The 26,406-nt window shown below is 63.7% G+C and carries 25 protein-coding genes; 13 read left to right on the plus strand and 12 right to left on the minus strand.

Going from position 1 to position 26,406, the window contains the following annotated elements:
- The first annotated feature begins 103 nt into the window (after positions 1-103).
- Entirely contained in the window at positions 104-1,558 is a 1,455-nt protein-coding gene (locus ACVTFQ_RS03680; RefSeq protein WP_111564475.1) for a DHA2 family efflux MFS transporter permease subunit, read from the plus strand.
- A gap of 2 nt (positions 1,559-1,560) precedes the next feature.
- Here the strand turns inward: ACVTFQ_RS03680 and ACVTFQ_RS03685 are convergent, their stop codons facing one another.
- The 3 genes from ACVTFQ_RS03685 to ACVTFQ_RS03695 form a co-directional block, all read right to left on the minus strand.
- Complete coding sequence (locus ACVTFQ_RS03685; RefSeq protein WP_111564460.1) at positions 1,561-2,508, minus strand: homocysteine S-methyltransferase family protein; 948 nt, start codon at positions 2,506-2,508, stop codon at positions 1,561-1,563.
- Positions 2,509-2,598: 90 nt separating this feature from the next.
- Positions 2,599-3,120, minus strand: coding sequence for a DUF1697 domain-containing protein (locus ACVTFQ_RS03690; RefSeq protein WP_111564461.1), 522 nt, complete (start codon positions 3,118-3,120; stop codon positions 2,599-2,601).
- Positions 3,121-3,329: 209 nt separating this feature from the next.
- On the minus strand, positions 3,330-5,438 hold the full coding sequence (locus tag ACVTFQ_RS03695; protein ID WP_112437438.1) for a S9 family peptidase: 2,109 nt from the start codon (positions 5,436-5,438) through the stop codon (positions 3,330-3,332).
- A 282-nt stretch (positions 5,439-5,720) separates the two neighbouring features.
- Here ACVTFQ_RS03695 and ACVTFQ_RS03700 point away from each other — a divergent pair, with 282 nt between their 5' ends.
- Positions 5,721-6,125 carry a DUF930 domain-containing protein gene (locus tag ACVTFQ_RS03700; RefSeq protein ID WP_111564463.1) on the plus strand — a complete coding sequence of 135 codons (405 nt, stop codon included), beginning with the start codon at positions 5,721-5,723 and terminating at the stop codon, positions 6,123-6,125.
- An 86-nt stretch (positions 6,126-6,211) separates the two neighbouring features.
- On the opposite strand, the gene ACVTFQ_RS03705 is transcribed toward ACVTFQ_RS03700, so the two are convergent.
- On the minus strand, positions 6,212-7,330 hold the full coding sequence (locus ACVTFQ_RS03705; protein WP_111564464.1) for an NADH:flavin oxidoreductase: 1,119 nt from the start codon (positions 7,328-7,330) through the stop codon (positions 6,212-6,214).
- Positions 7,331-7,530: 200 nt separating this feature from the next.
- Here ACVTFQ_RS03705 and ACVTFQ_RS03710 point away from each other — a divergent pair, with 200 nt between their 5' ends.
- From ACVTFQ_RS03710 to ACVTFQ_RS03720, 3 genes are all read left to right on the plus strand, one after another.
- Positions 7,531-7,854 carry a winged helix-turn-helix transcriptional regulator gene (locus ACVTFQ_RS03710; protein ID WP_209233021.1) on the plus strand — a complete coding sequence of 108 codons (324 nt, stop codon included), beginning with the start codon at positions 7,531-7,533 and terminating at the stop codon, positions 7,852-7,854.
- A 149-nt stretch (positions 7,855-8,003) separates the two neighbouring features.
- Positions 8,004-8,888 (plus strand): polysaccharide deacetylase family protein, encoded by an 885-nt coding sequence (locus ACVTFQ_RS03715; protein WP_111564465.1) that lies wholly within the window; start codon positions 8,004-8,006, stop codon positions 8,886-8,888.
- 144 nt (positions 8,889-9,032) lie between these two features.
- Entirely contained in the window at positions 9,033-10,100 is a 1,068-nt protein-coding gene (locus tag ACVTFQ_RS03720) for an IS5 family transposase (protein ID WP_162718251.1), read from the plus strand.
- 345 nt (positions 10,101-10,445) lie between these two features.
- Here the strand turns inward: ACVTFQ_RS03720 and ACVTFQ_RS03725 are convergent, their stop codons facing one another.
- The 3 genes from ACVTFQ_RS03725 to ACVTFQ_RS03735 all read right to left on the minus strand — a co-directional run bounded on the left by ACVTFQ_RS03725 (position 10,446) and on the right by ACVTFQ_RS03735 (position 14,619).
- Positions 10,446-11,732 carry an NAD(P)/FAD-dependent oxidoreductase gene (locus ACVTFQ_RS03725; protein WP_112437419.1) on the minus strand — a complete coding sequence of 429 codons (1,287 nt, stop codon included), beginning with the start codon at positions 11,730-11,732 and terminating at the stop codon, positions 10,446-10,448.
- Between the two features lie 7 nt (positions 11,733-11,739).
- A complete protein-coding gene (locus ACVTFQ_RS03730) occupies positions 11,740-12,906 on the minus strand; it encodes an AI-2E family transporter (RefSeq protein ID WP_111560980.1) in 1,167 nt (388 codons plus the stop codon).
- Between the two features lie 201 nt (positions 12,907-13,107).
- Positions 13,108-14,619 (minus strand): MFS transporter, encoded by a 1,512-nt coding sequence (locus ACVTFQ_RS03735; RefSeq protein WP_181459202.1) that lies wholly within the window; start codon positions 14,617-14,619, stop codon positions 13,108-13,110.
- Between the two features lie 228 nt (positions 14,620-14,847).
- Here ACVTFQ_RS03735 and ACVTFQ_RS03740 point away from each other — a divergent pair, with 228 nt between their 5' ends.
- Complete coding sequence (locus ACVTFQ_RS03740) at positions 14,848-15,774, plus strand: LysR family transcriptional regulator (protein ID WP_111560982.1); 927 nt, start codon at positions 14,848-14,850, stop codon at positions 15,772-15,774.
- Between the two features lie 63 nt (positions 15,775-15,837).
- On the opposite strand, the gene ACVTFQ_RS03745 is transcribed toward ACVTFQ_RS03740, so the two are convergent.
- On the minus strand, positions 15,838-16,815 hold the full coding sequence (locus ACVTFQ_RS03745; RefSeq protein WP_313760878.1) for a VOC family protein: 978 nt from the start codon (positions 16,813-16,815) through the stop codon (positions 15,838-15,840).
- Positions 16,816-17,052: 237 nt separating this feature from the next.
- On the opposite strand from ACVTFQ_RS03745, the gene ACVTFQ_RS03750 reads away from it, so the two are divergent.
- Positions 17,053-17,472 (plus strand): universal stress protein, encoded by a 420-nt coding sequence (locus ACVTFQ_RS03750; protein ID WP_111560984.1) that lies wholly within the window; start codon positions 17,053-17,055, stop codon positions 17,470-17,472.
- A 158-nt stretch (positions 17,473-17,630) separates the two neighbouring features.
- The gene (gene trhA, locus ACVTFQ_RS03755; RefSeq protein WP_111560985.1) at positions 17,631-18,293 is read left to right on the plus strand and encodes a PAQR family membrane homeostasis protein TrhA; all 663 of its coding nucleotides are present in this window, start codon (positions 17,631-17,633) and stop codon (positions 18,291-18,293) included.
- Between the two features lie 2 nt (positions 18,294-18,295).
- Here the strand turns inward: trhA and ACVTFQ_RS03760 are convergent, their stop codons facing one another.
- Positions 18,296-18,862: a helix-turn-helix domain-containing protein gene (locus tag ACVTFQ_RS03760; protein WP_111560986.1), complete on the minus strand. Its 567-nt coding sequence runs from the start codon at positions 18,860-18,862 to the stop codon at positions 18,296-18,298.
- Between the two features lie 26 nt (positions 18,863-18,888).
- Between ACVTFQ_RS03760 and ACVTFQ_RS03765 the strand changes: the two genes are divergently transcribed.
- Entirely contained in the window at positions 18,889-19,395 is a 507-nt protein-coding gene (locus ACVTFQ_RS03765) for a GNAT family N-acetyltransferase (protein ID WP_111560987.1), read from the plus strand.
- A 1,193-nt stretch (positions 19,396-20,588) separates the two neighbouring features.
- Here ACVTFQ_RS03765 and msrB read toward each other — a convergent pair.
- The 3 genes from msrB to ACVTFQ_RS03780 all read right to left on the minus strand — a co-directional run bounded on the left by msrB (position 20,589) and on the right by ACVTFQ_RS03780 (position 22,475).
- Positions 20,589-20,999 (minus strand): peptide-methionine (R)-S-oxide reductase MsrB, encoded by a 411-nt coding sequence (msrB, locus tag ACVTFQ_RS03770; RefSeq protein ID WP_111560989.1) that lies wholly within the window; start codon positions 20,997-20,999, stop codon positions 20,589-20,591.
- 131 nt (positions 21,000-21,130) lie between these two features.
- Complete coding sequence (locus ACVTFQ_RS03775) at positions 21,131-21,577, minus strand: HIT family protein (RefSeq protein WP_111560990.1); 447 nt, start codon at positions 21,575-21,577, stop codon at positions 21,131-21,133.
- 85 nt (positions 21,578-21,662) lie between these two features.
- Positions 21,663-22,475 (minus strand): class I SAM-dependent methyltransferase, encoded by an 813-nt coding sequence (locus ACVTFQ_RS03780; RefSeq protein ID WP_111560991.1) that lies wholly within the window; start codon positions 22,473-22,475, stop codon positions 21,663-21,665.
- Between the two features lie 223 nt (positions 22,476-22,698).
- Between ACVTFQ_RS03780 and ACVTFQ_RS03785 the strand changes: the two genes are divergently transcribed.
- The 4 genes from ACVTFQ_RS03785 (at position 22,699) to ACVTFQ_RS03800 (ending at position 26,238) form a co-directional block, all read left to right on the plus strand.
- Positions 22,699-22,914, plus strand: a complete 216-nt coding sequence (locus ACVTFQ_RS03785; protein ID WP_111560992.1) for a hypothetical protein — start codon at positions 22,699-22,701, stop codon at positions 22,912-22,914.
- A 152-nt stretch (positions 22,915-23,066) separates the two neighbouring features.
- Positions 23,067-25,445 (plus strand): putative monovalent cation/H+ antiporter subunit A, encoded by a 2,379-nt coding sequence (locus ACVTFQ_RS03790; RefSeq protein WP_112437423.1) that lies wholly within the window; start codon positions 23,067-23,069, stop codon positions 25,443-25,445.
- Complete coding sequence (locus ACVTFQ_RS03795; protein WP_111560994.1) at positions 25,442-25,861, plus strand: Na(+)/H(+) antiporter subunit B; 420 nt, start codon at positions 25,442-25,444, stop codon at positions 25,859-25,861. The genes ACVTFQ_RS03790 and ACVTFQ_RS03795 overlap by 4 nt, the downstream gene beginning before the upstream one ends.
- Positions 25,861-26,238: a Na+/H+ antiporter subunit C gene (locus ACVTFQ_RS03800; protein ID WP_111560995.1), complete on the plus strand. Its 378-nt coding sequence runs from the start codon at positions 25,861-25,863 to the stop codon at positions 26,236-26,238. The genes ACVTFQ_RS03795 and ACVTFQ_RS03800 overlap by 1 nt, the downstream gene beginning before the upstream one ends.
- The last annotated feature ends 168 nt before the right edge of the window (positions 26,239-26,406 follow it).

Consider the following 26,406-nt stretch of genomic DNA (forward strand, 5'->3'; position numbering starts at 1 on the left):
CGGGCGTATATAAAAACTTCATTCACCCTTGGCGCCTTGCCATTTCATGCCCGCGGCGATTGCCTTCGCGCTTGAGCCGCGTATTCGCGAGCGATCCCTGACGATGTCGGATCAGATCTACCAGGCGGCTGTCGTTGGACGCCCGCCGCTCAATTTCCGCTTGATTGCGATGATCGTTGCCAGCGCCATGTTCATGGAACAGCTGGACGCCACGGTTCTGGCGACTGCACTTCCCACCATGGCGCGCGATTTCGGCGTCACCGCGCCGTCGATGAGTATCGCGCTGACGTCATATCTGCTCAGCCTCGCCATCTTCATTCCGGCAAGCGGCCTGATCGCAGACCGCTTCGGCTCGCGCACGGTCTTCCGGTGGGCCATCGCAGTCTTCGTTCTCGGCTCGATCTGCTGCGCGCTCTCGCCCAATCTCTGGTGTCTGGTGTTTGCCCGCCTGCTGCAGGGTCTCGGCGGCGCCATGATGATGCCGGTTGGCCGGCTCGTGCTTTTGCGCAGCGTCGCCCGCAAGGATATGGTCAACGCCATGTCGTGGCTGCTGGTGCCGGCGCTGATCGGCCCTATCCTCGGCCCACCCGTTGGCGGCATGATCGTCACCTATCTCGATTGGCGCTGGATCTTCTACATCAACGTCCCGATCGGCATACTCGGCTTCGTCCTGGTCTCGATCTTCATCGAGAATTTCAAGGGCGAGACGAAGAAGCGCTTCGACACCGTCGGCTTCATCCTCTCCGGCATTGCGCTCGGCTCGCTGCTTTTCGGCTTCGAGAGCTCCAGCCGTCCCGGCGAGGGGATGTTCGCGCTGTTCCTGATCGCGATCGGCGTGCTCTTCGGCATTGCCTATCTCAAGCATGCGCGCAAGCATCCCGCGCCGATCATGGATTTCTCGCTGATGAAGGTGCCGAGCTTCGGCACCTCTGTCATCGCCGGTTCGCTCACCCGCATCACGCAGGGCGCGCAACCCTTCCTGCTGCCGCTCTATTTCCAGCTCGGCTTCGGCCTCTCCGCCGCCAAGGCCGGCCAGCTGGTGACGGCAGCCGCCATTGGCTCCATGGCGATGAAGGCCTTCGCGCCGAGGATCCTGCGCCGCTTCGGCTTCCGCAACGCGCTGGTGTTCAACGGCTTCACCGCCACATTCGGCTACGCGCTCTGCGCCTTCTTCCGCCCCGATTGGCCGCTCGGCCTGATCTTCGCGGTGCTCGTCATGTGCGGCTTCTTCATGTCGTTCCAGTTCACCGCCTATAACACGGTGGCTTATGACGCGATCGAGCGCGACCGCATGAGCGCCGCAACCAGCTTCTACACCACCTTCCAGCAGCTGATGCTGTCGCTCGGCATCTGCGTCGGCGCTTTCGTGCTGCATGTCTCGATGTCGGCAACCGGCAGCGGCGACACGCCGCAACTGCATGACTTCTCGGCCGCCTTCCTGTTCGTGACCGCGGTCTCGCTCACCGCCACCTTCTGGAACCTGCGCTTCTCCAGCACCGCCGGCGCCGATATCAGCGGCCACGGCGGCAGCAAGGCTGCGGCGCACGCCGAGCACTGAACTCAAGCAGCTGCCGGCACACAAGCCTCACAGATCGCCGCCACATGGCGGTGATCGGTGCCGCAACAGCCGCCGACGATCCTGATCTCGGGCATGTCGCGCAACAGCACCCGATACCGCTCCCCGAGATCTGATGGATCGCCGGCATCGAGCGTCTCGCTTTCGTCGAGTTCCGCATGGCTCATCCGCGAAGCATTGGCGCGCAGGCCACCGATGCGCCGCGTCCAGCCGCTGTTCGCGTCGAGCGCGCCTGCAAAATGGGTCGGGTGCGCGCAGTTGATCATGTAGTAGGCGGGCGAGCCGCCGGTCGCCGCATCCGTGGTCTCGATCGCATCCTGCAGGCTCCGCCCCGTCACCAGTCGGCCGTCGGTCTCCACCGTAAACGAGATCGCGCAGGGCATATTATTGGCCGCCGCCGCGCGCGCCACGCCAATCGCCTCGTCGATGTTCGTCAGCGTATAGGCGGCCACCATGTCGGCCTCGCTTGTCGCAAAGCTTCTGATCTGCGCGCCATGATAATCCTCGGCCTCGGCAGCATTCATGTTGCCCGCCTTGTAGCCATCGCCGCGCGGCCCGATCGCCCCTGAGATCACGATCGGCCGCCCCGGTTCCTCGTATTTGTCGCGGAGCGGCAACAGCAGCTCGATCGAAGCCAAATTCACCCGGTGCAAAGCCTCGGCGTCATAGCCCAGCCTCTCGCCCCAGTCGGGATTGGCCCGCCATGTCGGCGTGTCCAGGATGAAGCCGGTGCGGTGCTTGCGGGCGATCTCGAGATAGCGGCGATAATAGACCAGCAACCGGTCCCGCCCTTCCTCGTCGTCAACCATCACGAAGGACGCAAAATGCGGCAGCTCCATCCCGTCGTGAAAGATGAAGGTCGTCTCCATGCCCCCGTCGCTCGCATAAAACCCGCCGTCGATCTGCGGCAGATGCGCTCTGTACTTCGCCATATCGGTCCCTCCCGGTAAGCAGGAAACAGATGCGATGCTATTGTGAATTAGGGAAGACTAAAATAATGCGCCGCCGCCGTAAAGCGGGTCTCAGCCATCTTCCATCGCGGCCGCCATTTCGGCGAGCTTGCGAACGGTATTGATGTTGCGCGATGTACCGGCATTAAGCGCCGGCAGCTTCAGCTTCGATTTGCCGGAACCGATGGGATAGTGCACATAGATCTCCCGCCCATCTACCACCGCCTCCTCTCCGTCAGGCGCCACCATCCTGTCGAGCGCATTCTTAGGCGCATTCTCGGGCAGGAAGCTGACGAGCAGAAAACTCGGCTTGGCGTCGGGGAAGGGCGCCTTGGCGACGATCGCCCCCATCTCCCTGCGGCTGCGCACCATCACGCCAGGCTTCTTGCCCAGCAGCTCGCCGAGCGCGTCATCCAACGCGCGTGCGACATCGGTCTCGTTGGCGTCTGCGCGAAACAGCACGTTGCCGCTCTGGATGTAGGTCTTGACGTCGGTAAAGCCGAGCGTCTCGCAGATCGCCTTCAGCTCGGTCATGGCGAGCTTGCCGGTGCCGCCGACATTGATGGCGCGGATGAGGGCGATGTGGACGGGCATTGGGGCTCCTTGCGTTGGCGGGGGAGCAAGAATTACCCCCCTCTGTCCTGCCGGACATCTCCCCCACAGGTGGGGAGATCGACTCGCGGTTAAGGCCTACGCCAAGCAATGAGAGTGGAACGAGCGGCCGCGCCCAGCCAATCTCCCCCCTTGTGGGGGAGATGCCCGGCAGGGCAGAGGGGGGTACCCCACGGCACCCCGCAAGCGGATTACATCTTCCCCGCCACCTTCACCGCAAACGCATACTCGAACGCAACCTCTTCCAGCCGCTGGAACCGCCCGGACGCCCCGCCGTGGCCGGCGTCCATGTTGGTCTTCAGCAACACCGGCGCGCCGCTGGTCGATTTGTCGCGCAGCTTCGCCACCCATTTGGTCGGCTCCCAATAGGTCACGCGCGGGTCGGTCAGGCCGCTCAGTGCCAGGATCGGTGGGTAGGGTTTGGCCTCCACATTGTCGTAGGGCGAGTAAGCGGCGATCTGGTCGTATTCCTCGCGGCTGTCGATCGGGTTGCCCCATTCCGGCCATTCCGGCGGGGTCAGCGGCAGCGTGTCGTCGAGCATGGTGTTCAGCACGTCGACGAAGGGAACGGCGGCGATGACGCCGGCGAATTTCTCCGGCGCCATGTTAGAGATCGCCCCCATCAGCATGCCGCCGGCTGAGCCGCCCTCGGCGATGATGTTTGCGTAGGAGGTGAACTTCTGTTGATTCAGATAGTCGGCCGCCGCGATGAAGTCCTTGAAGGTGTTGGTCTTCTTCTCCATCTTGCCGTCTTCGTACCACGCGAAGCCCTTGTCCTTGCCGCCGCGGATATGGGCGATGGCATAGACGAAGCCGCGGTCGACGAGCGACAGGCAGTTGGTGTTGAAGCTCGCCGGAATGGTCACGCCATAGGCGCCGTAGCCGTAGAGCAGGCAGGGGGCAGAGCCGTCGAGCGGCGTGTCCTTGCGATAAAGCAGCGTCACCGGCACCTCGACGCCATCCCAACCAGGCGCGAACACGCGGCGGGTGACATAGTCGTCGATGTTATGGCCCGAGGGCACTTCCTGCGTCTTCAACAGCGTGCGCTCGCGCGTTACCATGTTGTAGTCGTAGAGCTGCGATGGCGTCGTCATCGAGGAGTAGGAGAAACGGATCACGTCGCTGTCATATTCGGCGGCACCCTGCAGGCCGAGCGAATAGGCCTCTTCCGCAAAGCCGATTGCGTGCTCCTCGCCGGTCGCCCGGTCTCGGATCATGATCTGCGGCAGGCCGTCCTTGCGCTCCAGCCAGAGCAGATGGCGGGCATAGGCCATGTGGCTGATGATCAGCGTGCCCGGCTTGTGCGGCACCACCTCGCGCCAGTTCTCCTTGCCTGGATTATCGACCGGCGCTTCCATGATCTTGAAATCCTTGGCGTCGCCGTCGTTGGTCAGGATGTAGAACACGTCGCCGCCTTCGGTCAGCGTGTACTCGATACCCTCTTCGCGCTCCGCCACCATCTTCGGCTTGGCGGTAAGATCGCTGGTCGGGATCAGCAGATATTCCGAGGTCTCGTGGTCGTGAATGTCGATATAGATGAAGTCGTCGAGCAGCGAACCGCCGACGCCCATGAAGAAGCCCGCATCCTCTTCCTCGTAGACCAGACGGTCTTCCGATTGCGGCGTGCCGATGATGTGGTGGAACACCTTCGAAGGGCGGTGGTTCTCGTCGAGCGCCGAATAGAAGAAGCTCTTGCCGTCGGGCGCCCAGGCGCCGCCGCCGCCGGTATTCTCGATCAGGTCGGGAAGGTCCTCCCCGGTCTTCAGGTCGCGAACCTTCAGCGTGTAGAACTCCGAGCCCTTGTCGTCATAGCCCCAGATGCCGCGATCGTGATCGGTGGAATGGTCGATGCCGGCCAGCCGGAAATAGGCCTTGCCCTCGGCTTCCTTGTCGCCGTCGAGCAGCACGGTGCGCTGGCTCTCATCCTTGATGTCGGCGTCGCGCGGGATGCGGAAGTAGCGCGGCTGCTCGCCGCCGGTCACGAAGAAGGTGCCGTATGCGAAGGGCCCGTCCTTCATCGGGATCGAGCTGTCGTCTTCCTTGATACGCCCGCGCATCTCGGCAAACAGCGTCTTCTGCAGCGGCTTGGTGTCTTCCATCGCCGCGTTCATATAGGCGTTTTCCGCCTCCAGATGCTTGCGGATTTCGGGGTCGAGGATCGAGGGATCCTTGAACATCGCCTGCCAGTTGTCGGCGCGCAGCCAGGCGTAATCGTCCGTGCGGGTGATGCCGTGACGCGTGTCGGAATGCGGCTTCTTCGGCGCAACGGGCGGGTTCGGCAGGTTCTTGAAGACGGACAAGGGGAGCTCCGGGGTCGGCATTTCAGGTTGTGAAGAGATAGAGACGCAAGCGCTGTCGATCAAGCGGCAAAAGCCACGCGCAAGAGTGCCATGCGACGCTCGCTAAATGGTGACTGTGCAAAACCCAAGCAATCCTCACCTTGCCTTGATGTGACCACAATATTTAAGAAAGTCCGCTCCCATCGTGCGGAATTCTGCCATGGCCGGGCGGCCCTCAAAGCTGCCTCTGCTGAACCGGCCGCGCAGCATTCCGGAATGAGCTTGCAAAGGATTTCTTCAGTAATGCCGAAACGTATCGCCCTTGTTCTGACCGCTCTCAGCCTTGCCGCCCCCGCCTTTGCACCCACCGCATTCGCCGTCGACCCCGCAATCAAGAAGCAGCTCGAAAAGCTCGACCCCGCGACGCGCCTCGAACAGAGCTGCGACACCGAGGCCATGAGCCGCATCAACAAGGACGCCACCGGCTACAAGCCGGACAAGGTGATCGCCTACACCTTCAAGGACCCGGTCCCGAGCGACGATCGTCTGGAAGCTCCGGGTGCGGTTTTCCGCAGCAGGGGTGATTGGTATCACCTGTCCTACAGCTGCATCACCGGTCCGCAGCACATCAATGTGCGCGAGCTGAGCTACCAGATCGGCGACAAGGTTCCGCGCGACAAGTGGACCAAATATTACCTCTACGACTGAGTAGCCTGAGAGCCTCTCGTCCAGACCAAAGCAAAACGGCGGCCCTGATGGAGCCGCCGTTTCGCATTCGTGTCGCAGGTGACGCCTTACACCAGTTCGCCGAAGGCGGCTGCCGTGAACGGGCGCATGTTTTCATTGTCGCCGGTGCGCACCTTGGTCACCCATTGCGGATCGCTCAGGATCGCGCGGCCGACGGCGATCAGGTCGAACTCCTCGCGCTCCATGCGCCGCACCAGATTGTCGAGCCCGACGACGCTCGAGCTCTCGCCGCCGAATGCCGCCATGAAATCGCCGGAAAGACCGACAGAGCCGACGCTGATGGTCGCCGCACCCGTGAGCTTCTTCGCCCAGCCGGCGAAATTCAGCCCCTGTTCGCCGTCGATCTCGGGGAACTCGGGCTCCCAGAAGCGGCGCTGCGAGCAGTGCAGCACATCGACGCCCGCCTCGACCAGCGGCATCAGCCAGTCGGTCATCGCGTCAGGCGTTTCGGCGAGCCGCGCCTTGTAGTCCTGCTGCTTCCACTGGCTGAGACGCAGGATGATCGGATAGTCGGGGCCGACGGCCTCGCGCATCGCCTTCACCACATCGGCGGCGAAGCGGGCGCGTTCCTTCAGCGTCGCGCCGCCATAGCGGTCGGTGCGCTTGTTGGTGCCGGCCCAGAAGAACTGGTCGATCAGATAGCCATGCGCGCCGTGGATCTCGAACGTGTCGAAGCCGAGCCGCTTGGCGTCGGCGGCGGCCCGCGCATAGGCTGCGATCGTGTCGGCGATGTCTTCCTCGCTCATCGCTTCGCCGCGCGGCGTTTCCGGCGCAAGCAGACCGGACGGGCTTTCGACACCGCTCGTCGGCCAGTCGCCGGCCGGATGGGCGACCGAGCCGACATGCCAGATCTGCGGCCCCATCTTGCCGCCCTTGTCGTGAACCGTCTTGATCACCTTGCTCCAGCCGGCAAGCGACTTCTCGCCGTGGAAGAAGGGGATGCGCTCGTGGTTGCTGGCCGCCGGCCGGTCGATGACGGTGCCTTCCGAAAGGATCAGCCCGACGCCGTCTTCGGCGCGGCGGCGATAATAGGCCTCGACATCGGCTCCCGGAACGCCCTCCGGCGCGAAGGTCCGCGTCATCGGCGCCATGACGATACGGTTCTTGAGGTCGAGCGATTTGATCTTGAACGGCGCAAACAGCGCGTTGACGTCAGCTGCATTCATTACGGGCAAACTCCTGTAGAAAGGTGGCGCGCCTTAAGTGTATTCTATATACCTAGTGTCAATGAGGCACTACGAGGCGCCTAGGTAGCATCGAGGAAACCGCCATGAACGAACATCGGCCGATCGCAGCCCCCGTCAATTGCCGCGCGGACCGCCCCGACGCTATCGAGCAGAGCTTCGTTGTCGATTGCCCGAGCCGGCTGTTGTTCGAGCAGATCGCCGACAAATGGTCGATGATGATCCTGACCGTGCTCGATCGCGGGCCGCTGCGCTTCAACGCCATCAAGCGCCAACTCGGCGGCATCACTCAGAAGGCGCTGACCCAGACGCTGCGCCGCCTGGAGCGCAACGGGCTCGTGACGCGCGAGGTCATTCCCGTCTCGCCTGTTGCGGTCGAATACCGCATCAGCCCGCTCGGCCGTTCGCTGCAGACGCCGTTCAAGGCGCTCTATGCCTGGACGATCGACTACCTGCCGGATGTGGAAAAAGCCCGCGCTGCCTTCGACGAACGTTCGGCCGGCTGATCACGCCTTGCCGCGCGGCCACGACTTATTTATCGACAGAAACAGCAATGCGCCGAAACCGGCCGTAAATTTGCCGTGGAAGCGGCCGATGCGATCACTATACGGCTGCTGCCATCTGAACTCGGTTTGAACTCCACGGTCCCGGCACAATGAAAAACCTCGTCCTCGCCTCGGCGCTGCTCCTTGCCCCGGTCGCAATGGCCGCTGCCGGGCAAACGGCAACGATCCAGCCCGTCGTCGCAGCCACGATGCCGGCGCCGGTGGTTCAGCCTTCGTCGGACGCAGGGACGGCAAACCCGGCGCCGAAGTCCGCCCCGAAGACCGCGCCCAGGCAGACACCGCCCAAGCAGACATCATCCGCGAAGCTCGTCGAGCCGCACCTGCGCGTCGCCCGTTCGGATATCAAGGGCCATGCCCGCGTCGCGCTCACCTTCGACGCCTGCATGGGTAAGGCCGACGAGCGTATCCTCTCGGTGCTGGTGTCTGAACGCATTCCGGCAACGATCTTCGTCACCGCCCGCTGGCTGAAGCACAACCCGCAAGCGCTGCAGGTCATGCTCGCCAATCCCGATCTGTTCGAACTGGAAAATCACGGCCAGAACCACATTCCCGCCGTCGACCAGCCGGTGTCGATCTACGGCATCGCATCCGCCGGTTCTCCTGAAGCCGTGCGCCTCGAAGTCCAAGGCGGCGCCGACGCCATGCTCGCCTCCGGCATCCCGGCCCCCCGCTGGTTCCGCGGCTCGACCGCCAAATACGACCTCTCTTCGATCGCCCAGATCCGCGCCATGGGCTACCGCATCGCCGGCTACTCGGTAAACGGCGACGGCGGCTCGCTTCTTGGTGCCGCGATCACGGAAAAACGCATCTCGTCCGCCAAGGACGGCGACGTCGTCATCTCCCACATCAACCAGCCGACCCACGCCGCCGGCGAGGGGGTGGCGAAGGCGATCCTCGATCTCAAGGCCAAGGGCACGGAATTCGTGCGGCTGCAGGATGTCGAGGATCGTGGGGATGATGATACGACGGAGTAGGGTGGCTCTCTACTCGCGTTGGCTTTGGCGCGGGAGCACGGATCGTTAGATCCGAGTGCGTGTTACCCCCCTCTGTCCTGCCGGACATCTCCCCCACAAGGGAGCCGTTGCAAAATCTCACCGTTGTGATTCTCTGTCTTAGCGATGAGCGGAGATGATGCGATGTCGGTTCGGGATGGTGGCCAGTTCAGTTTCGCCGATGCGTTGATCCCTCAGGGCAAAGGGTCGGGTCGGCTGGACAAGTTGTCGTCGCTGGTGAGGTGGTACCGTTTCGAGAAGCACCTTGCGCGGCTGCGTGATGACACGGGCAAGGGCGCCGGTCGGCCCGCTTATAGACCGCTGGTGATGTTCAAGGCGCTGCTTCTGCAGTCGCTATACGGCCTCTCGGACATGGAGCTTGAGGAAGCGTTGTGCGACCGGTTGTCGTTCAAGCGTTTCGTCGGCCTTGCTCTGGATGAAGCTTTTCCGGATCACTCAACGCTGTGCCGATTTCGCAACCTTTTGATCAGCGAAGCGCTGCTGGACAAGCTGTTTGCCGAGCTCGACCGGCAGTTGGATGCCGCCGGTCTGATCCTGCGGCGTGGCACGATGCTGGATGCGACGGTGATCGAGACGACGGCGGCCCGCCCGCCTCGCGGTCGCAATGGCGACCTTGATGCCAATGCCAATCTCGATGCCGACGCGTCCGGTTCGGACGGGGACGAGCCGGGCGAGCGGTTGCCGCGTCAGGCACCGAGCGATCCGGATGCGCGGTTCACGCAGCGCAAGGGCAAGGCAGGTTCGGCCTATGGTTACAAGGCTCATGTCGGGGTCGATGAAGGATCCGGCCTGATCCTGAGGGTCGTGACCACGCCGGCCAATGTCAACGACACCGTCGTCGCCGACCTTCTGATTACCGGCGACGAATCCTGCGTGCTGGCCGACAGCGCCTATCATACCCATGCACGCGAGAAGGCCCTGAGGAGCCAGGGCATCAAGCCGCGGCTGATGCGCCGGCCCAACCGGCATCACCGCGTCCTGCCGCCAAGGCTTGCCCGCCTCAACCGGATGATATCGAAACGTCGTGCGGCCGTTGAGACGACCTTCGCCACGCTCAAGCATCGCATGGGCCTCGGGCTGATCCGTTATCGCGGGCTCGTCAAGGCGCGGGCCCAGGTGCTGATGGCGACGATCGCCTTCAACATGCGCCGCTGGGTGACGATGGCGACGTGACCAAGGCCGAACTGCGCCCGCAAACCTGAAAACGCCAGCCTGAAGCCAACAAAAACCCCGCTCAAGGCATTGAGCGGGGAAAAGGGCAGGTCGGTTCGCCATAGAGCTGCCGCGATCGCGTATTTTGCAACGGCTCCACAAGGGGGGAGATCGACTCGTGACATGCTTCCCATCCGAACGTTGATGTCGGAGCGAGCGGCCACGCCCAGCCAATCTCCCCACCTGTGGGGGAGATGCCCGGCAGGGCAGAGGGGGGTATCCCACGGCACAACCTGGCGAGCGGATATCCCAACACACACGAAACGACGAAGCACCCCGGCTCAACCTAAGCCCCACCAACCCGCTCTACCTCACCACCATCTCCACCCGCGCCGCCTCATCCCGCCGCACGCCGCCCGGCCCATCCCGATCCATCGCAAAGTCATCAAACCAATCGCGATACGTCCCCGACATCATCGCCCCGATCACCTGCGTCGCCAGATAGGAGAACGTAATCCCGTTCCCGCCATAACCATAAGCCCCAAAGACATGCGGCAGTGACGGCACCGGCCCGATCAGTGGCAACCCGTCCGCCGTTTCGCCGAAGGTCCCGCACCAGGCGGTGGCGACGCGGGTGTCGGCGCGGGGCCAGATCAGTTTCATCTTCTCGCGGATCGCCATGATCTTCTCCGGCGCCTTGGCGTCGCGCGCGGCCGGATCGACCGTGTCGTCATCCTCGCCGCCGACCACGATCCGGCCGTCATGGGTCGTGCGCATGTAGAGATAGGGGTGGCTATCCTCCCAGATCAGCGCCTGGTCGCGCCACAGCGTGCCCGGCTCCTGCGGCACGGTCGCCATTGCCCAGCTCGACGTCGTGCGGTGCAGTTTCGGCATCGCGATATCAGGCAGGCTGTAGCCGGTGGCGAGCACCGCCGTCTTCGCCTCGATCACGAAGCCGCCATCGGTTTCCGCTGTCACGCGGTTGCCCTCGCTGTGCAGCCTCGTCACGGACGCATCGATGAGCCGCGCGCCATCCTTGTTAGCCATCCGCAGCAGCGCCCATGTGAGCAGCAGCGGATCGGCCTCCGCCGAGCCGCGCGACAGGATGCCGGCATCGCGGTCGATCTCGAATTCGGTGAACAGATCGCAATGTTCGAGATAGCGGCTCGGCAGCCCGGCGCGCTGCCTGAGCTCGGCCTCGACCGCGAGATCGCGCGCGCCCTCGTGGTTCCTGGCGAGATAAAGCGAGCGGCGCGGCTGGAAGGCGCAGTCGATGCGGTAGGCGGCAATCAGCTTGGCGAGGCCCGATACGGCGGCTGCACTGCGCCTGTAGATGCCGACGGCGCGCTCGAAGCCGTAGAATTGCTCGAGTTCCGTCAGCGTCTTGTCGATCTCCCATTGCAGCATCGCGGTGCTGGCGGCGGTGCTCCCGAGCCCCGGATGTTCGCGGTCGACGATCGCAACCGACAGGCCGCGCTCGGCCAGATGCTGCCCCATCAGCGCCCCGGTCACGCCGCCGCCGATCACGAGGGCATCGATCTGGAGATGATCGGTGAGTGGCGCGAATATGGGTCGGCTGACGCCGTTGCCCCATGGCGAACGGCCGCTGGTCAATCGATCCTGGCTCAGGCTTTTCAGCTCTATCTCGGACATGGCGGCCTCACTTCGGCAGTTGCGGCTGCTGCTTTTCTTCGATGAACAGCTCGTCGATGATGGTCATGACGATCAGCGACAAGGGCAGCGCCAGCATAGCGCCGACGGCGCCCCACATCCAGGTCCAGAACAGAATGGCGAGGAACACCACGAAGGCGTTGATCTCCAGCCGCCGTCCCATCACCGCCGGGAAGATCAGGTTTTCCATCAGCAGGTGGACGGTAAAAAACGCCGCAGCCGGGATTAGCCCGACGACGAGCGCATCATGCGTGATGATGCCGGCAATCGCGATTGCGAGCGTCATCATGGTGATGCCGAGATAGGGAATGAAGCTCGAGAGAAACGCGAAGAAGCCCCAGAGCACCGGCGCCGACAGCCCGCCCGCATAGGCGATGATGGTCATGACGACGCCGAGGCAGGCATAGATGACGGAGGCAGTGGCGAAATAGAAGCCCAGCACCTGCTCGACGCTGCTGATGACGCGGATGGCCGCAAGCCGCTGCGAGCGCTCGCGAAACACCATGATGATCGACTTGCGCAGGCTGACGCGGCCCATCAGGAAGAGCAGCAGCGCCGCGAAGAAGATCAGCGCCTGCACCAGGGCCGGCGTCAGGTTCGCTGTCACGAGATGAAGGACGTTGCCGGTATTCTCCAGCAGCTTCTCTGCCGACATCGGGCCGCTCTGGAAGGTTTCGGGCGTGATATGCAGCCACTTGATGCGCTCGAGATAGGGCATCAGCCGGTTCGCCGTCTTCTCGGCAAAGTCCGGCCCCTCGTTGGCAAGCGTCGTCAGCGGGCCTGCAAGCGAATTGGCGACGAGGAAGATGATGAGCGCCACGGCCGAGGAAAGGATCACGGCGTTGGTAATCCGGGGCACGCCGAGTTTCGTCAGCTTCTCCGCCAGCATCCCGAGGATCATGCCGACGACAATGGCAAGCGTCAGCGGGATCAGAACCAGCGACATCATGTAGACGGCCGAAAGAGCGAGGATCACGAAGATGCCGATGATCGCCCAGGCCATTGAAATGTCTAGGCCATCCTTCTCCAAACGCCGCACCGGCGCCTGTATTATGGCTTCCTCTGCGTCAGTCATGTTTTTCGCCCATGAACTGACCCGCCGCTCTCCGATCGCGATCTTGCTCGCCTGTTTGCGAATGCCGTTGGCAATACCCATGAATTGTCGTTCCCCGGAAGCCCCTGTGCTTCGCACTTAGAACGCCGCGAAACTCATTCCGGTTCCGCCTGTGTCAAAGCGGGAATGCCGAATTCTCGCCTCATCTGAGGCGCATCATCAGGAACGCAACGGCGGGGAGGCAGGGCCGCTGCGTTTCGTGCCCGTTCGGAGCACCGTCGCGGCCCTGCCAGATCCGATATCTCAGCCCGCCGCACTGTCACAAACGGCGGCTTCCGATGCCGCCTCAGGCTCCCTGCGGCCGAGAAACGCCACCACCACGACCGCCGTGAAAATCGTGATGCTCGCGAGCGGGATGAGCAGCGTGCTGAAGGCCTGCGCGTAGTTCAGCGCCAGCGCCTCGCGACCCATCTGAGGCATCGCAAGAGCGGCCGCGCCGAGATCGCCGGTCACCAACCGCTGCGCCGCCCGCGCCGCCTCTTCACCTGACCCGCCAAGACCTGACCCAAGCCGGGCGCCAACCAGCGCCGAAAGCACCGCGCTGACGATGGCGAGCGCCACCCCTTCGCCGGCAACGCGGGTCGTGCTGAAAATCCCCGTCGCCATGCCGGCCCGCTCCTTCGGCACGACGCTGACGGCAAGCCCGTCCATCAGCCCCCAGGGCAGGCTGATGCCGATGCCGATCGTCAGAAGCGGCCCGATCAAAAGCAGCGGCTGCGAGGCCGGCACGCCTGCCGGAAGGGTCGACAGCCAGAACAGCCCACCGGCCGCGATCAGCAGCCCGACGCCGCAGATGACGGCGGCGGTGAACCAGCGCGTCAAAAGCCCTGCGACGACGGGCAACACCAGCAGCGGGCCGGATAGCGCGATCATCATCTGCCCGGCGCCCACCTCGCTCATGCCGTCGATACCGACGAAGCGCACGGGAAGCAGGATGAGCAACACCACGAAGGCGTAAGCCGGTGCGGCGGCCAGAAGCTGCACGCCGACGAAGCGCGGATAGCGAAACAGCGTCAGATCGAGCATCGGCCGCGCCGTCCTCCGCTCGATCAGCCAGAAGCCGGCCAACAGCGCCGCCGAGGCGACGAGCAGCGCCACCACCGATGGGCTGCCCCATCCATTCTCCGGCGCCAGCAGCACGCCGTAGGTGAAAAGCGCCAATGCCAGCGTGAAGCTTGTAGCACCCGGCCAGTCGAGCCCCTTGGCCTCCGGGTCGCGCGTCTCGTGCAGGAATATGGAGCCGAGGACAAAGGCGATCACGCCCAGCCCCACGACAAGCGCGAAGATCGCCGGCCAGCCGAAGCTGTCGACCATAAAGCCAGAGGCGATCGGCCCGAAGGCGAGGCCGACGCCGAAGCTGGAGCCGACGATGCTGAAGGCCCGCATCCGCGCATTGCCGTCGAACTCCTGCGCCAGCGCCGCCATGCCTCCGGAAAAGGCGGCCGCGGCACCCATGCCCTGCAGCGCTCTCAGCACGTCGAACCAGACGATATCGGGGGCGAAGGCGAGGCCTGCGGAAAACAGCAGGAAGGCAACGAGGCCCATGAGAAAGATGCGCTTGCGGCCATAGCTGTCGGCGAGCGCTCCTGATGCCATCAGGCTGCTGCCGAAGGTCAGCATGAAGGCATTGGTCACCCAGTTGAGCGCGATCGGGCTGCCGCCGAGATCGCGGCTGATCGCCGGCAGCGCCACCGCCGGTCCGGTGAAGGTCAGCGGCATGGCGGCCGCGGCCGCGCAAATGCCGATCAACGCCATGATCTTCCTGATGCTGCCGGCTTGGCTTGCGCCGGGGGCGCCAAGCGGTGTCGAGAGTTGTCGTGTCATGAGAAATCCGCCTGTGTGAAAGGTGAAGCGCGGCGACAGCGGGAGGCCCATCGCCGAAAGCACAGACAGGATAAATTCGCTTCAATATTGCGATAAGCGGCCTATGATGCCGTTCATCATGGAAAAATTCGCTCGAATAAGGAGCGTGGAAAGCGCAATATGGATCAGCTCAGCGGCTTGTCGGCCTTCGTGAAAACCGCCGATCTCGGCAGCTTCGTCGCCGCCGGACGCGTGCTTGGCCTGTCGGCGTCCGCCGTCGGCAAGGCCGTGACGACGCTGGAGCGGCAGGTCGGCGTGCGGCTCTTCCAGCGCTCGACGCGCAGCATAAGGCTGACGGAGGAGGGGCGGCTGTTTCACGAGCGCTGCCGCCGTGTGCTTGACGATCTCGAGGATGCGCAGGCTTCGCTCGCCGCTGCCGTCGCCACCCCGCGCGGCCGGCTGCGCCTCAGCCTGCCGCTGGTCAGCTATCATCTTCTTTTGCCCGTCGTGCCGGGCTTCGTCCGCCTCTATCCCGAGGTCGAGCTCGATCTCGATTTCAACGACCGCATCGTCGATCTGATCGACGAGGGCGTCGATGTGGCGATCCGCAGCGGTCATCTGCAGGATTCCAGGCTGATGTCGCGGGCGCTGCGGCCGTTCCGCATGCTGCTCTGCGCCGCACCCGATTATCTGGAGACGCACGGCACGCCGAAAACCCCGCACGATCTCACCGGCCACGCCGCCATCCGCTTTCGCTTTCCCAACAGTGGCAAGCTGCAGGACTGGCCGCTTTCCATGCCATCAGGCGCGCCGGAACTGGCGATCCGCAGCCTGCTCGTCTGCAACAATATGGAAGCATTGGGCGGCGCGGTGGAAGCCGGTCTCGGCATCGGCTGCATGCCGGATTTCCTGGCGCGTCGCCGGCTGGCCGAAGGCCGCCTGCGCACCGTGCTCGACGATCATATCGACGGTCCCGGCCAGTTCCACATGCTCTGGCCCTCGAACCGGCACTTGTCGCCCAAGGTCCGCGTGCTGGTCGATTACCTCACCGAAACCCTCTTCGCCGACCACTTCGAAAGCCCGGCCGCGCCGGCATGGCCGACGTGAGGGTTGGAATGCAAAACGCCCACCGAAAGGTGGGCGCTGCAACAATCATCCTTGGAGAGGAACTTACGCCGACAACGTCAGCCCGATCCCCCAGGGGTCGCGCAGGAATACGCCGCCGTCGCGCTTCTCGCTCTTGATCTCGAGTTCGTCGAGCTTGGCGACGGCCTTGTCGAGGGCCGCGGTATCGTTGAAGCGCAGCGCGTAGTCCGAAAGCCCGGTCATCGCCTCGGTGCGGGCGCCGGCGCCGCGGCTGTTCCAGATGTTGGCGGCGACATGGTGATGATAGTCGCCTGTGGCAAAGAAGCTGGCGCCGGGATAGCGCGCCATGATCTTCAGGCCGAGCACGTCGCGATAGAACTGGTCGGCCTCGGGAATATTGCCGACTTGGAGGTGGATGTGGCCGATCGCCGAGCCATCGGCCATGCCGGTCCACGTATCATCAGGCGCGCTCTCGTAGAGCGCCTGCAGGTCGAGCCGGTGGGTCGCCATCTCCACCTGGCCGTCCTGGTGGAATTTCCATTGCATCGGCGAGCGGTCGGAATAGATCTCGATGCCGTTGCCCTCGGGGTCGGAGAGATAGATCGCCTCGCTGACCAGATGGTCGGACGCGCCGTCGAGAACCACATTGTTGTGCGCGGCATGGCGCAACCAGCGCGCCAGTTCGACGCGTGATGGCATCAGGAAAGCGGTGTGAAACAAGCCGGCGGCATTGCGCGGCGCGGTGCGCACATCTTTGCCCGTCGTCAGTGTCAGAAGCGGCGTTTCGCCGACGCCAAGCACTTCGCCGCTCGCCGTCTTCTCGATGACCTTGAGCCCGAGCATCGACTGGTAGAAGGCCGAAACGGTCGCAAGGTCGGTCACGACGAGATGCGAGTGATCGACATAGGCAGGGCGCGTCAGCGCGTAGGAAGTCTGTGTGGTGGTCATCTTTGGGTCTCCTGCCCGGGATAAGGAGGGCGTACCGGCGCCGGCAGCAAAGATGCTGCTCTCGGGCAGCAAAGTGCTGCCCATAGCGATGCCAAGGAAGGTTCGCCGGTTCATGCGTGTGATGGGTCCTCTGGCCGCTGTACTTGCATCCTATATGGCGCATCGCGATTGTTCACAGAAGTCCCGTTTTTGACGATGAAGCGTTCGATATCCATTGACGACTTCCGCGCGTGATCTTCGAGCTTCCGGCTTGATCCCGATCAACGGCGCCAGCTTGATCTCGATCAAAGCGCCATATGTATTTCAGGAGGATATTGTCACCATTAAATGCAGTCATAGAGGAGTTGCATCATGTACAGGAAGATCATCGTCGCGGTCGAAATCGGCGCGCTCGCAAACGGGGAAATGACCTTCCGCAAGGCCGCCTCGCTGCTCGATAGCGGCGGCGAGATCATCCTGCTCAACGTCGTCGAGGACATCCCGACCTATCTCGGCGTCGATATCCCCGTCGACCTGATCGAAAACGCCGCCAAGGATGCTGAGGAGAAGCTGCAGGGGCTGATCGTCAGCACCGGCATTCCCGCCAAGGTCGAGATCAGCCACGGCAGGCCCGCGAGCGGCATTCTCGCCTCGGCCGAGGCCAACATGGCCGACCTCATCATCCTCTCCTCGCACATGCCCGATTTCAGCAACTACTTCATCGGCGCCACCGCCGACCGCGTCGTGCGCCACGCCAAATGCTCGGTGCTGGTCGACCGCCGCAAGGCGTGAGCGCAAGCCTATAAAAGGGAGGCGGAGATGCGGGAGGCGGCCACGGCCTCCCGCCTCATCCGGCTTCACGAAGATTTATCTTCGCCACACAGCGCTTGTGTTGCGCGCAAACCATTTCGATGCGACGATCCCGGTCTAACGAATGGGGCATATCTTGCATGGGCGAGTTCAACGGCATCCGCTGGGCTTATGACAAATACGAGCTGATCGCCGATGGCATCGTCCACGGCGTCGGGCTGGCGCTCGCGCTCATCGGCGCCACCGTGCTGATCTTCTACGCCACCGTCTGGTCCTCGCATGGCGAACTGGCCGCCGCCTGGATCTACAGCCTCGGCTTGGTGCTGACGCTCGGCATCTCGTTCTCCTACAATGCCTGGCCCGTCTCGCGCACCAAATGGTTCCTGCGCCGGCTCGATCATTCCTCGATCTTCATCCTGATCGCCGCCACCTACACCCCATTCCTCGAGCGCGGCGCCGACAATCCGCTTCTTCTCGGCATGCTCATCGGCATCTGGGCCGTGGCCTTCATGGGCGTGTTCCTGAAATGCGTCTTCCCCGGCCGCTACGACCGTCTGGCGATCCTGCTCTATCTCGCCATGGGCTGGAGCGGCGTCATGGTCGCGGGCCCGGTCGCCGAGCGCATCCCCTATGCCTCAATGCTCCTGATCGTCATCGGCGGCATCATCTATTCGCTCGGCGTGATCTTCCACGTCTGGGAAAAGCTGCGCTTCCAGAACGCCATCTGGCACGGCTTCGTCGTCGCGGCTGCCGCGGTCCATTACACCGCCGTGCTCACCTGTTTCAGCATGAGTCCGGCCTAACCTCAGCCAGTCTTCGTCAGCGTCACCACATAGCGGCAGGTCTCATCGCTATCGTTGCGGAACTCGCAATCCACCGCCGGCCCGAGCAGCAGGCAGTCGCCCGCCTTTAGCGCATGCACCACCTCGCCCTCGACGAAGGTGAGCGCCCCCTCGGTCACCCAGATGCATTGCCGCAGAAACACGAAGGAGGCGGCCGGGTAGGCGACGCGGCCGCCTGAGGGCAGTGCAACCTCGATAATATCGAACGGGCTACCATCCGGCGAGACATGCCGCCGCGTATATCCGGTCTCCGGATCGGTCCAAAGCGGCTGGTCCGCGTGCCGGCGAAGTCGCTGGCTGCCCGCCTCTGCGCGCGCGATCAGCGACGACACCGTCAGCCCGAAGGCGCCGCAGAGCTTGCCTAGCAGCGAGGCCGTCGGGCTGCTCTCGCCGCGCTCCACCTTGTGGATCATCGCCCGCGATACGCCGGAGTGGTCCGAGAGATCGCTCAGCGACCATCCCCGCAATTCCCGCTCGGCGCGAACGCGATCGCCTAGACAGCGATCGAAATTGTCTGATATAGTGGACATAGTGAATTTATAGTGGATATACCATCATGACGCAAGCCACCCTCATCCGCGACGCCACCGAGGCCGATCTGGCCGCGATCCGCGATATCTACAACCACGCGGTGGAGCACACGACGGCGATCTGGAACGAGACGGTGGTCGATCTCGACAACCGCCGCGAATGGTTCGCCATGCGCCGCGCCCGCGGCTTCCCCATTCTGGTCGCCGAAAGGGAAGGGAAGATCGCAGGCTACGCCTCTTATGGCGACTGGCGCGCCTTCGAAGGCTTCCGCCACACGGTCGAGCATTCGGTCTATGTCGAAAAGGACCACCAGGGGGCGGGCATCGGCAGAGAATTGATGACGGCGCTGATCAAGCGCGCCGGCGAAAACGGCATCCACGTCATGATCGCCGGCATCGAGGCCGGCAACCGGGCCTCCATCGCGCTGCACGAAAAGCTCGGCTTCCGCAACGGCGGCACCTTCCACGAAGTCGGCATCAAGTTCGGCCGCTGGTTGGACCTGACGTTCATGGAATTGCGGGTGCCCGGCTGACGGTGGCGTGCGAAGGGCGACGAAAAGCCATTTAAAGGGTGAGAGTGAATTCGGCAACCCATTGAAACACAAGCGTTTCCTCCCTCGCGACGTCATCCTCGGGCTCGTCCCGAGGATCTAACCACGGTGCAACGGGTTGGACGTGAATGGACCACCCAGTGCGCGTGCCGACATCGCATGGGCGCCCGTCGAAAGCACCATCACCGTTGCATTCCGGGAGGCGTGCTTAGATGCTCGGCACAAGGCCGAGCATGACGGCGGAGTATGTGGCCGGCGTCAGTAAATGATCGAAACGGCGGAGCCTCGACCCGGCAACCCATCGAAACGAACGTTTCCTCCCTCACGGCGTCGTCCTCGGGCTTGTCCCGAGGATCTAACCACGGTGCCACAGGCTGGACGTGAATGGATCACCCGGCGCGCGTGCCGGCATCGCATGGGCGCCCGTCGAAAGCACCATCACCGTTGCATTCCGGGAGGCGTGCTTAGATGCTCGGCACAAGGCCGAGCATGACGGCTGAGTATGTGGCCGGCGTCAGTAAATGATCGAAACGGCGGAGCCTCGACCCGGCAACCCATTGAAACACCAACACTTCCTCCCTCGCCACGTCATCCTCGGGCTTGTCCCGAGGATCTAACCACGGTGCAACGGGTTGGACGTGAATGGACCACCCAGTGCGCGTGCCGACATCGCATGGGCGCCCGTCGAAAGCACCATCACCGTTGCATTCCAGGAGGCGTGCTTAGATGCTCGGCACAAGGCCGAGCATGACGGCTGAGTATGTGGCCGGCGTCAGTAAATGATCGAAACGGCGGAGCCTTGACCCGGCAACCCATTGAAACACCAACACTTCCTCCCTCGCGGCGTCATGCTCGGGCTCGTCCCGAGGATCTAAGCACGCCGCAACGGGCTGGACGTGAGTGGATCACCCGGTACGCATGGCGGCATCACATAGGCGCCCGTCGAAAGCACCATCACCGTTGCATTCCGGGAGACGTGCTTAGATACTCGGCACAAGGCCGAGCATGACGGCGGAGTGTGTTGCCGACGTTGGCAACCAATTGAAACGAAAGCGTTTCCTCCCTCTCGCTGTCGTCCTCGATCCGAGTCCGGACGGCGGAGGGGCGCCCCCACACCACAAACGCAAAACGCCCGCCACGGTCTCCCGGGCGGGCGTAATCCATAGTCATCGCCATCACTTGTCCGGCGTAAACACCATCGAGTGACCGTTGATGCAGTAGCGCAGGCCTGTTGGCGGTGGGCCGTCGGGGAAGACGTGGCCGAGATGGGCCTCGCACTTGCCGCAGCGGATTTCGGTGCGCACCATGCCGTGGCTGGTATCGCGGTATTCCGTCACCGCCTCGGGCGAAACCGCCTCGAAATAGCTCGGCCAGCCGCAGCCGGCGTCGAATTTGGTGTCGGAGCGAAACAGCGGCGCGTCGCAGCAAACGCAGCTGTAGAGCCCCGTTTCGAATGAATCCCAGTAAGGGCCGGTAAAAGCCCGTTCGGTGCCGTGCTGGCGGGTGATGCGGTATTGCTCGGGGGTGAGCTGTTCCTTCCATTCGGCATCGGTCTTGTGAACCTTGGCGATCGTCGTATCGGCCATGGAGTGCTCCTTTCACGCAGCTGTGGCTTGCGGCGAGTGTTTTTTGATTTCTTCGAGAATGTGGTGCTGTTTGGTTGAACGATCAAGGGACCGCGAGCGTCCGAAGGCCGAGTTCGCGGCCTCCGTGTCGATCAGATCACAGCCCCGTGCGCCTCGATATACTCTCTCAGCTTGGCCACCAGCGCGGCCTCGCCATCACCGGATTTCGCTGCTTCGCTCCACGAATAGCCCATGCAGGCCGGGCGGTGGCGCTTGTCCTCGGGCTCGGTCAGATAGCGCGGCATGATATGCGCGTGCAGGGCAGGCTCGGCATTGCCCCAGATCTCGTAGTTCACCCGGGCGCAACCGGTCGCTGAGAGCAGCGCGTCGCCGGCGAGCGCCATGTCGCTGAGAAAGGCAGCGCGGGCCTCGGGAGAGAGATCGTTGAGGCTCGGCACGACGGGATCCGCCAGCAGCAGGCAGTAGCCTGGCAGCGGCTGCACATCGCCGATGACAAGCCAGCCGGAACGCATGCGGCAGATCACATAAGGGTTCGTGCCCGCCCGCGCCATCGCCACGCGCTCTTCGATAAGGTTCATTGCGTTTCCCTAAAGGATTGATTCCGTTTGGATCTTCCTATGCTCCAAAGAGGCCGGGCCGCGCAATGGGCCGGATGAGGCAAACCTAACCGGAAGCCAAAATCACATGCGCCTGGATCTTGGCGGCGATCTCGCCGTTGCCGTGCTTGCTCGCGAGCGCCGCCTCCGCCGCCTTGGTCGCGGCCTCGAGCTTCGCAGGGTTCCGCGCCTCGATCTCGCCGCGCAGAGGCGTTCCCTGGCAATAGGCGACGGCGACCTCGCGGGCGGACGGCGCGCGGCTGATATCGGCGCGCGTGTCGATCTCGATCTCCTTGAATCCGGCGCGCGCGAGGTCGTCGCGGATCTGGTTGCGGTCGTGATAGCCGTGCGGCGTGCGCTCGGCAAAGCGTGGCGGATCCTCGGGAAACACGGTGGCCAGCGCCTTGGTCACGTCGTCGGCGAACACGTTCGTGTCGATCCGGTCCCAGACGCTGAACAGAAGCCGGCCGTTTGGCTTGAGCACCCGCCTTGCTTCGCGATAGGCGGCCGGTCGATCCGGAAAGAACATCGCTCCGAACTGGCAGCAGACGAGGTCGAAACTCGCATCCTGGAAGGGCAGCGCCATGGCATCGGCCTGTCGCCAGACGACACGGTCGTCGGCCGGCTGGTGCAAGCGGGCATAGTCGAGCATGGCCTGGTTGAGATCGGTCGCGATATAGGTCGCGCCGGGTGGCAGCAATGGCGCCAGCGCCCGGGTCACGGCGCCGGTGCCGGCCGCGATCTCGAGCACCGCCTTCGGCTTGAGGGCGGCTGCCCGCCGCGCCAGGTCGGCGGCATAGGACGCGAAGATCAGGGGCACCATGTGGCGGTCATAATTCTCCGGAACGGAGCCGGCAAAGATCTTGTCCGCTTCCAGCATCGCCTCATCCTCCCTTGATGATTGGCATTTGCTATTGCGAGGAGACTACCACGAAACGCCGTCTCCCGCTCGTCTCAAGCGCGGTTATCGCGCCCTTCGTCGCATCGCCCGTTCGGATGAACGCCGGCTCATCATAAGAGCCAGCTAATGTCGCCCCTGATCCTGGCTATACTTGGTGAAAAGCAAGCATCGGGGCCAATGGCGAGCATCGGGGGATGCTGAAATGAGCGATACTATTGTTGTCAGCGCCTATTGCGCGATCTCGAGCGTCTTCATGCTGATGACGGCGCTCGAAGGCTGGGCCATGAGGGGCGGATGGACGCTGGCGCGTGGCTTCGGCCTTGCCGCCTGTCCGCTCTGGCCGCTGCTGCTTGCCGCCTTCATTCTGCACACGCTGCTCGCGCCAAGACGCATGCCGCGTCTCACCCGCGCTGCCTGAAACAGCCTCTTTGCGCCGCCATCCGTCCCCGCGCGCGATGCGTCCAAACCCTCATTTGGCCGATCTAGCTTGAGATGGCGGCGCTCTTCTTCTAAACCTGAGGCATCTGATTTGTTTCGGATTCGGGGTCTTCAAGGGTAAAAGGAGAGCGGATGGCCGATGGCACGGCATTGACGTTTGCGGCACTGTGTCTGCCATTTCTTGGCGCCGTTCTTGCACCGTTCCTCGTCCGCGCATTCGGTCACAATGCCGCCTGGCTGCTGGCGCTCGCGCCGCTTCTGGCTTTCCTGCGGTTCGCAAGCCTTCTGCCGGAGATCGCGGCCGGCACCGTCATTCGCGGCGGCTATGCCTGGGCGCCGAGCCTCAATCTCGATTTCGCCTGGATGCTCGACGGCCTGTCGGTCACCTTCGCGCTGCTCATCACGGGCATCGGAACGCTGGTCGTGCTTTATGCCGGCGGTCATCTGAAGGGCCATCCCGATCTCGGCCGCTTCTTCTCCTTCATCTTCCTGTTCATGGGCGCGATGCTCGGTCTTGTCGTCTCCGACAATTTCCTGATGCTCTTCGTCTTCTGGGAGCTGACGTCGATCACCTCCTTCCTGCTGATCGGCTTCGATCACCGTCGCGAGGCCTCGCGCCGCGCAGCATTGCAGGCGCTTGTCATCACCGGCGGCGGCGGATTGTTGTTGCTGGCCGGCCTGTTGATGATCTGGAGCACCACGGGCGCGTCGGAGCTCTCGGTGCTGCTGCAATCGGGCGATCTCTTGCGCGCCAACCCCTATTACATGCCGATCCTGCTGCTCATCCTCGGCGGCGCCTTCACCAAGTCGGCGCAATATCCGTTTCACGCCTGGCTGCCCAACGCCATGGAAGCGCCGACGCCGGTTTCGGCCTATCTGCATTCGGCAACCATGGTCAAAGCCGGCGTCTATCTCTTGATGCGCCTCAATCCCGCCATGGGCGGCACAACGCCGTGGGAAACCATCCTGCCGCTCTTCGGCGGCGTCACCCTTGTGGTTGGCGCGCTGCTCGCCATCCGCAAGACCGACCTGAAACTGAAGCTCGCCTACACCACCGTCTCTTCGCTCGGTCTGCTGGTGCTCTTGACCGGCTTCGGCTCCGATTACGCCATCGAGGCGGCGGTGCTCTATCTGGTCGCCCACGCGCTGTTCAAGGGCGCGCTGTTCATGGTGTCGGGGATCATCGATCACGAGACCGGCACCCGCGACGTGACCCGCCTCAGCGGGCTGAGAACGGCAATGCCGCTCACCTTCGCGATCGCGCTCGCCGCCGCCCTCTCGATGGGCGGCCTGCCCCCGTTCGCTGGCTTCCTCGCCAAGGAGGAAATCTACGCGGCGCTTGCCCATGGCGACCCTCGCTCGATCCTCTTCGCCATCCTGGTGATTGCGGCCAATGTGCTGATGTTCGCCATCGCCTTCGCTGTCGCCCTGAAACCCTTCCTCGGCGCCCCGGTCGAGACGCCCAAGCACCCGCACGAAGCCCCGCCGCTTCTCTGGCTCGGCCCCGCCGTGCTGGCCCTGCTCGGCCTTCTCGCCGCAATGTTTTCCGCAACGACGCACCGCTTCATCTCCTCGCCCATGGCCTCGTCCGTCAGGGGATCGGCGACCACGATCGAGAGCTCGCTCGCGCCGCATATCGGGCTGCCGCTGCTCCTGTCGCTCTTCACCATCGCGCTCGGTATCGCCGTCTACTGGCAGCTCGATCGCGCCCGCGCGCTGATGGCGGCGCTGTTGCAGAGATTGGGGCCGGGGCCGGATCAGGGCTTCGACAACGCCATATCGGGCCTCGTATCCTTCTCCGTGCGCATCACCCGCATCCTGCAGCCCGGCCGGCTGGAGATCTACGTCACCTGCACCTTCCTTGCGGTCGCGGCCACCTTGCTCCTGCCGCTCTGGCTGTTCGGCGAGGGGCCGTCGCTGCCGGCATGGCCTATCGGCGTGCAGATCCATGAATGGGGGGTCTTCCTGCTTGCCGTCATCGGGCTTGTCGCTGTCATCATCGCCCGCGACCGGCTGACGGCCATCGTCTCGCTCGGCATCCAGGGCTTTGCCGTCGCGCTCATCTTCCTGCTCTTCGGCGCCCCCGATCTCGCCTTCACCCAGTTCATGGTCGAGACCCTCTCGGTGGTCATCCTCGCGCTGGTCATGACGCGGCTGCGCCTGTCGCACACCGATCCGCGCCCTCTCGGCCAGATGCTCTTCGACGGCGCGGTGGCGCTTGCCTGCGGCGCCGGCCTGACGCTGCTGTTGATGAAGGCGACCGAGGCGCCATTCAGCGCCACGCTCAGCGATTTCTTCAACACCTATTCGAAAACCATCGCCCACGGCGCCAATGTCGTGAACGTCATCATCGTCGATTTCCGCGGCACCGATACGCTCGGCGAGATCGCCGTCGTCGCCATGACCGGCCTTGCCATCCTGGCGCTGATCCGTGTCCGGGCAGGGGCCGAGCGCAAGCTCGCGGCAAACGACCCAGATGCGCCCGATGACCTCGGAGTGGAGCGCCCATGAATACGCTTATCGCTCGCACCATCGCCCCCGTGCTCACCGCGCTGATGCTGCTCTTCTCCGTCTTCGTGCTGCTGCGCGGCCATAATGAGCCCGGCGGCGGCTTCATCGGCGGGCTGATCGCGGCATCCGCCTTGGCGATCTTCGGCATCATCAAGGGCACCGGCGCCGTGCGCCGCGCCATCGTCTTCCACCCGCTGTCGATCGCAGGAGCCGGCCTTTTGATGTCCTCTCTGGCCGGCCTGATCTCGATCCTTTTCGCCGTGCCCTTCATGACCGGCCTCTGGATCTATCCAGTGATTGCCGGCGTCGAGGTGCCGCTGTCATCGGTCATGCTGTTCGATATCGGCGTCTATCTCGTCGTGGTCGGCGCGGTCACCTCGATCGCGCTGTCGCTGGAAGAGCGGGAGGTCGAATGATGGAGCCGCTCTTCGCCATCCTGGTCGGCCTGTTCTTCACCGCCGCCGTCTATCTGATGCTGTCGAAATTCTCGATCCGCATCATGCTGGGCATCGCCATCCTCGGCAACGCCGTCAACCTGCTGCTCTTCACATCAGGTCGGCTCACCCGCGAAGTACCGCCGATCATCCCCGACGGCCTCGACGCGCTGCCATCGGGGGCAGCCAACCCGCTGCCGCAGGCGCTGATCCTGACGGCGATCGTCATCTCGTTTTCGCTGCTGGCCTTCCTGCTGGTGCTGACCTATCGCGCCTATCAGGACATCGGCACGGACAACACCGACGAGATGCGGGTGGCTGAGCCCGATGAACCGACGCCGCCGCCGGTGGGGTATTGATGATGGCTGGTGTTATGCCGTGGGTTACCCCCCTCTGCCCTGCCGGGCATCTCCCCCACAAGGGGGGAGATCGACTCGTTGCGACGGCATCCCCAAACAATGAATGTGGAGCGAGCGGCCGAGCCCAGCCAATCTCCCCCCTTGTGGGGGAGATGTCCGGCAGGACAG

Source organism: Rhizobium sp. O111 (assembly GCF_055616315.1).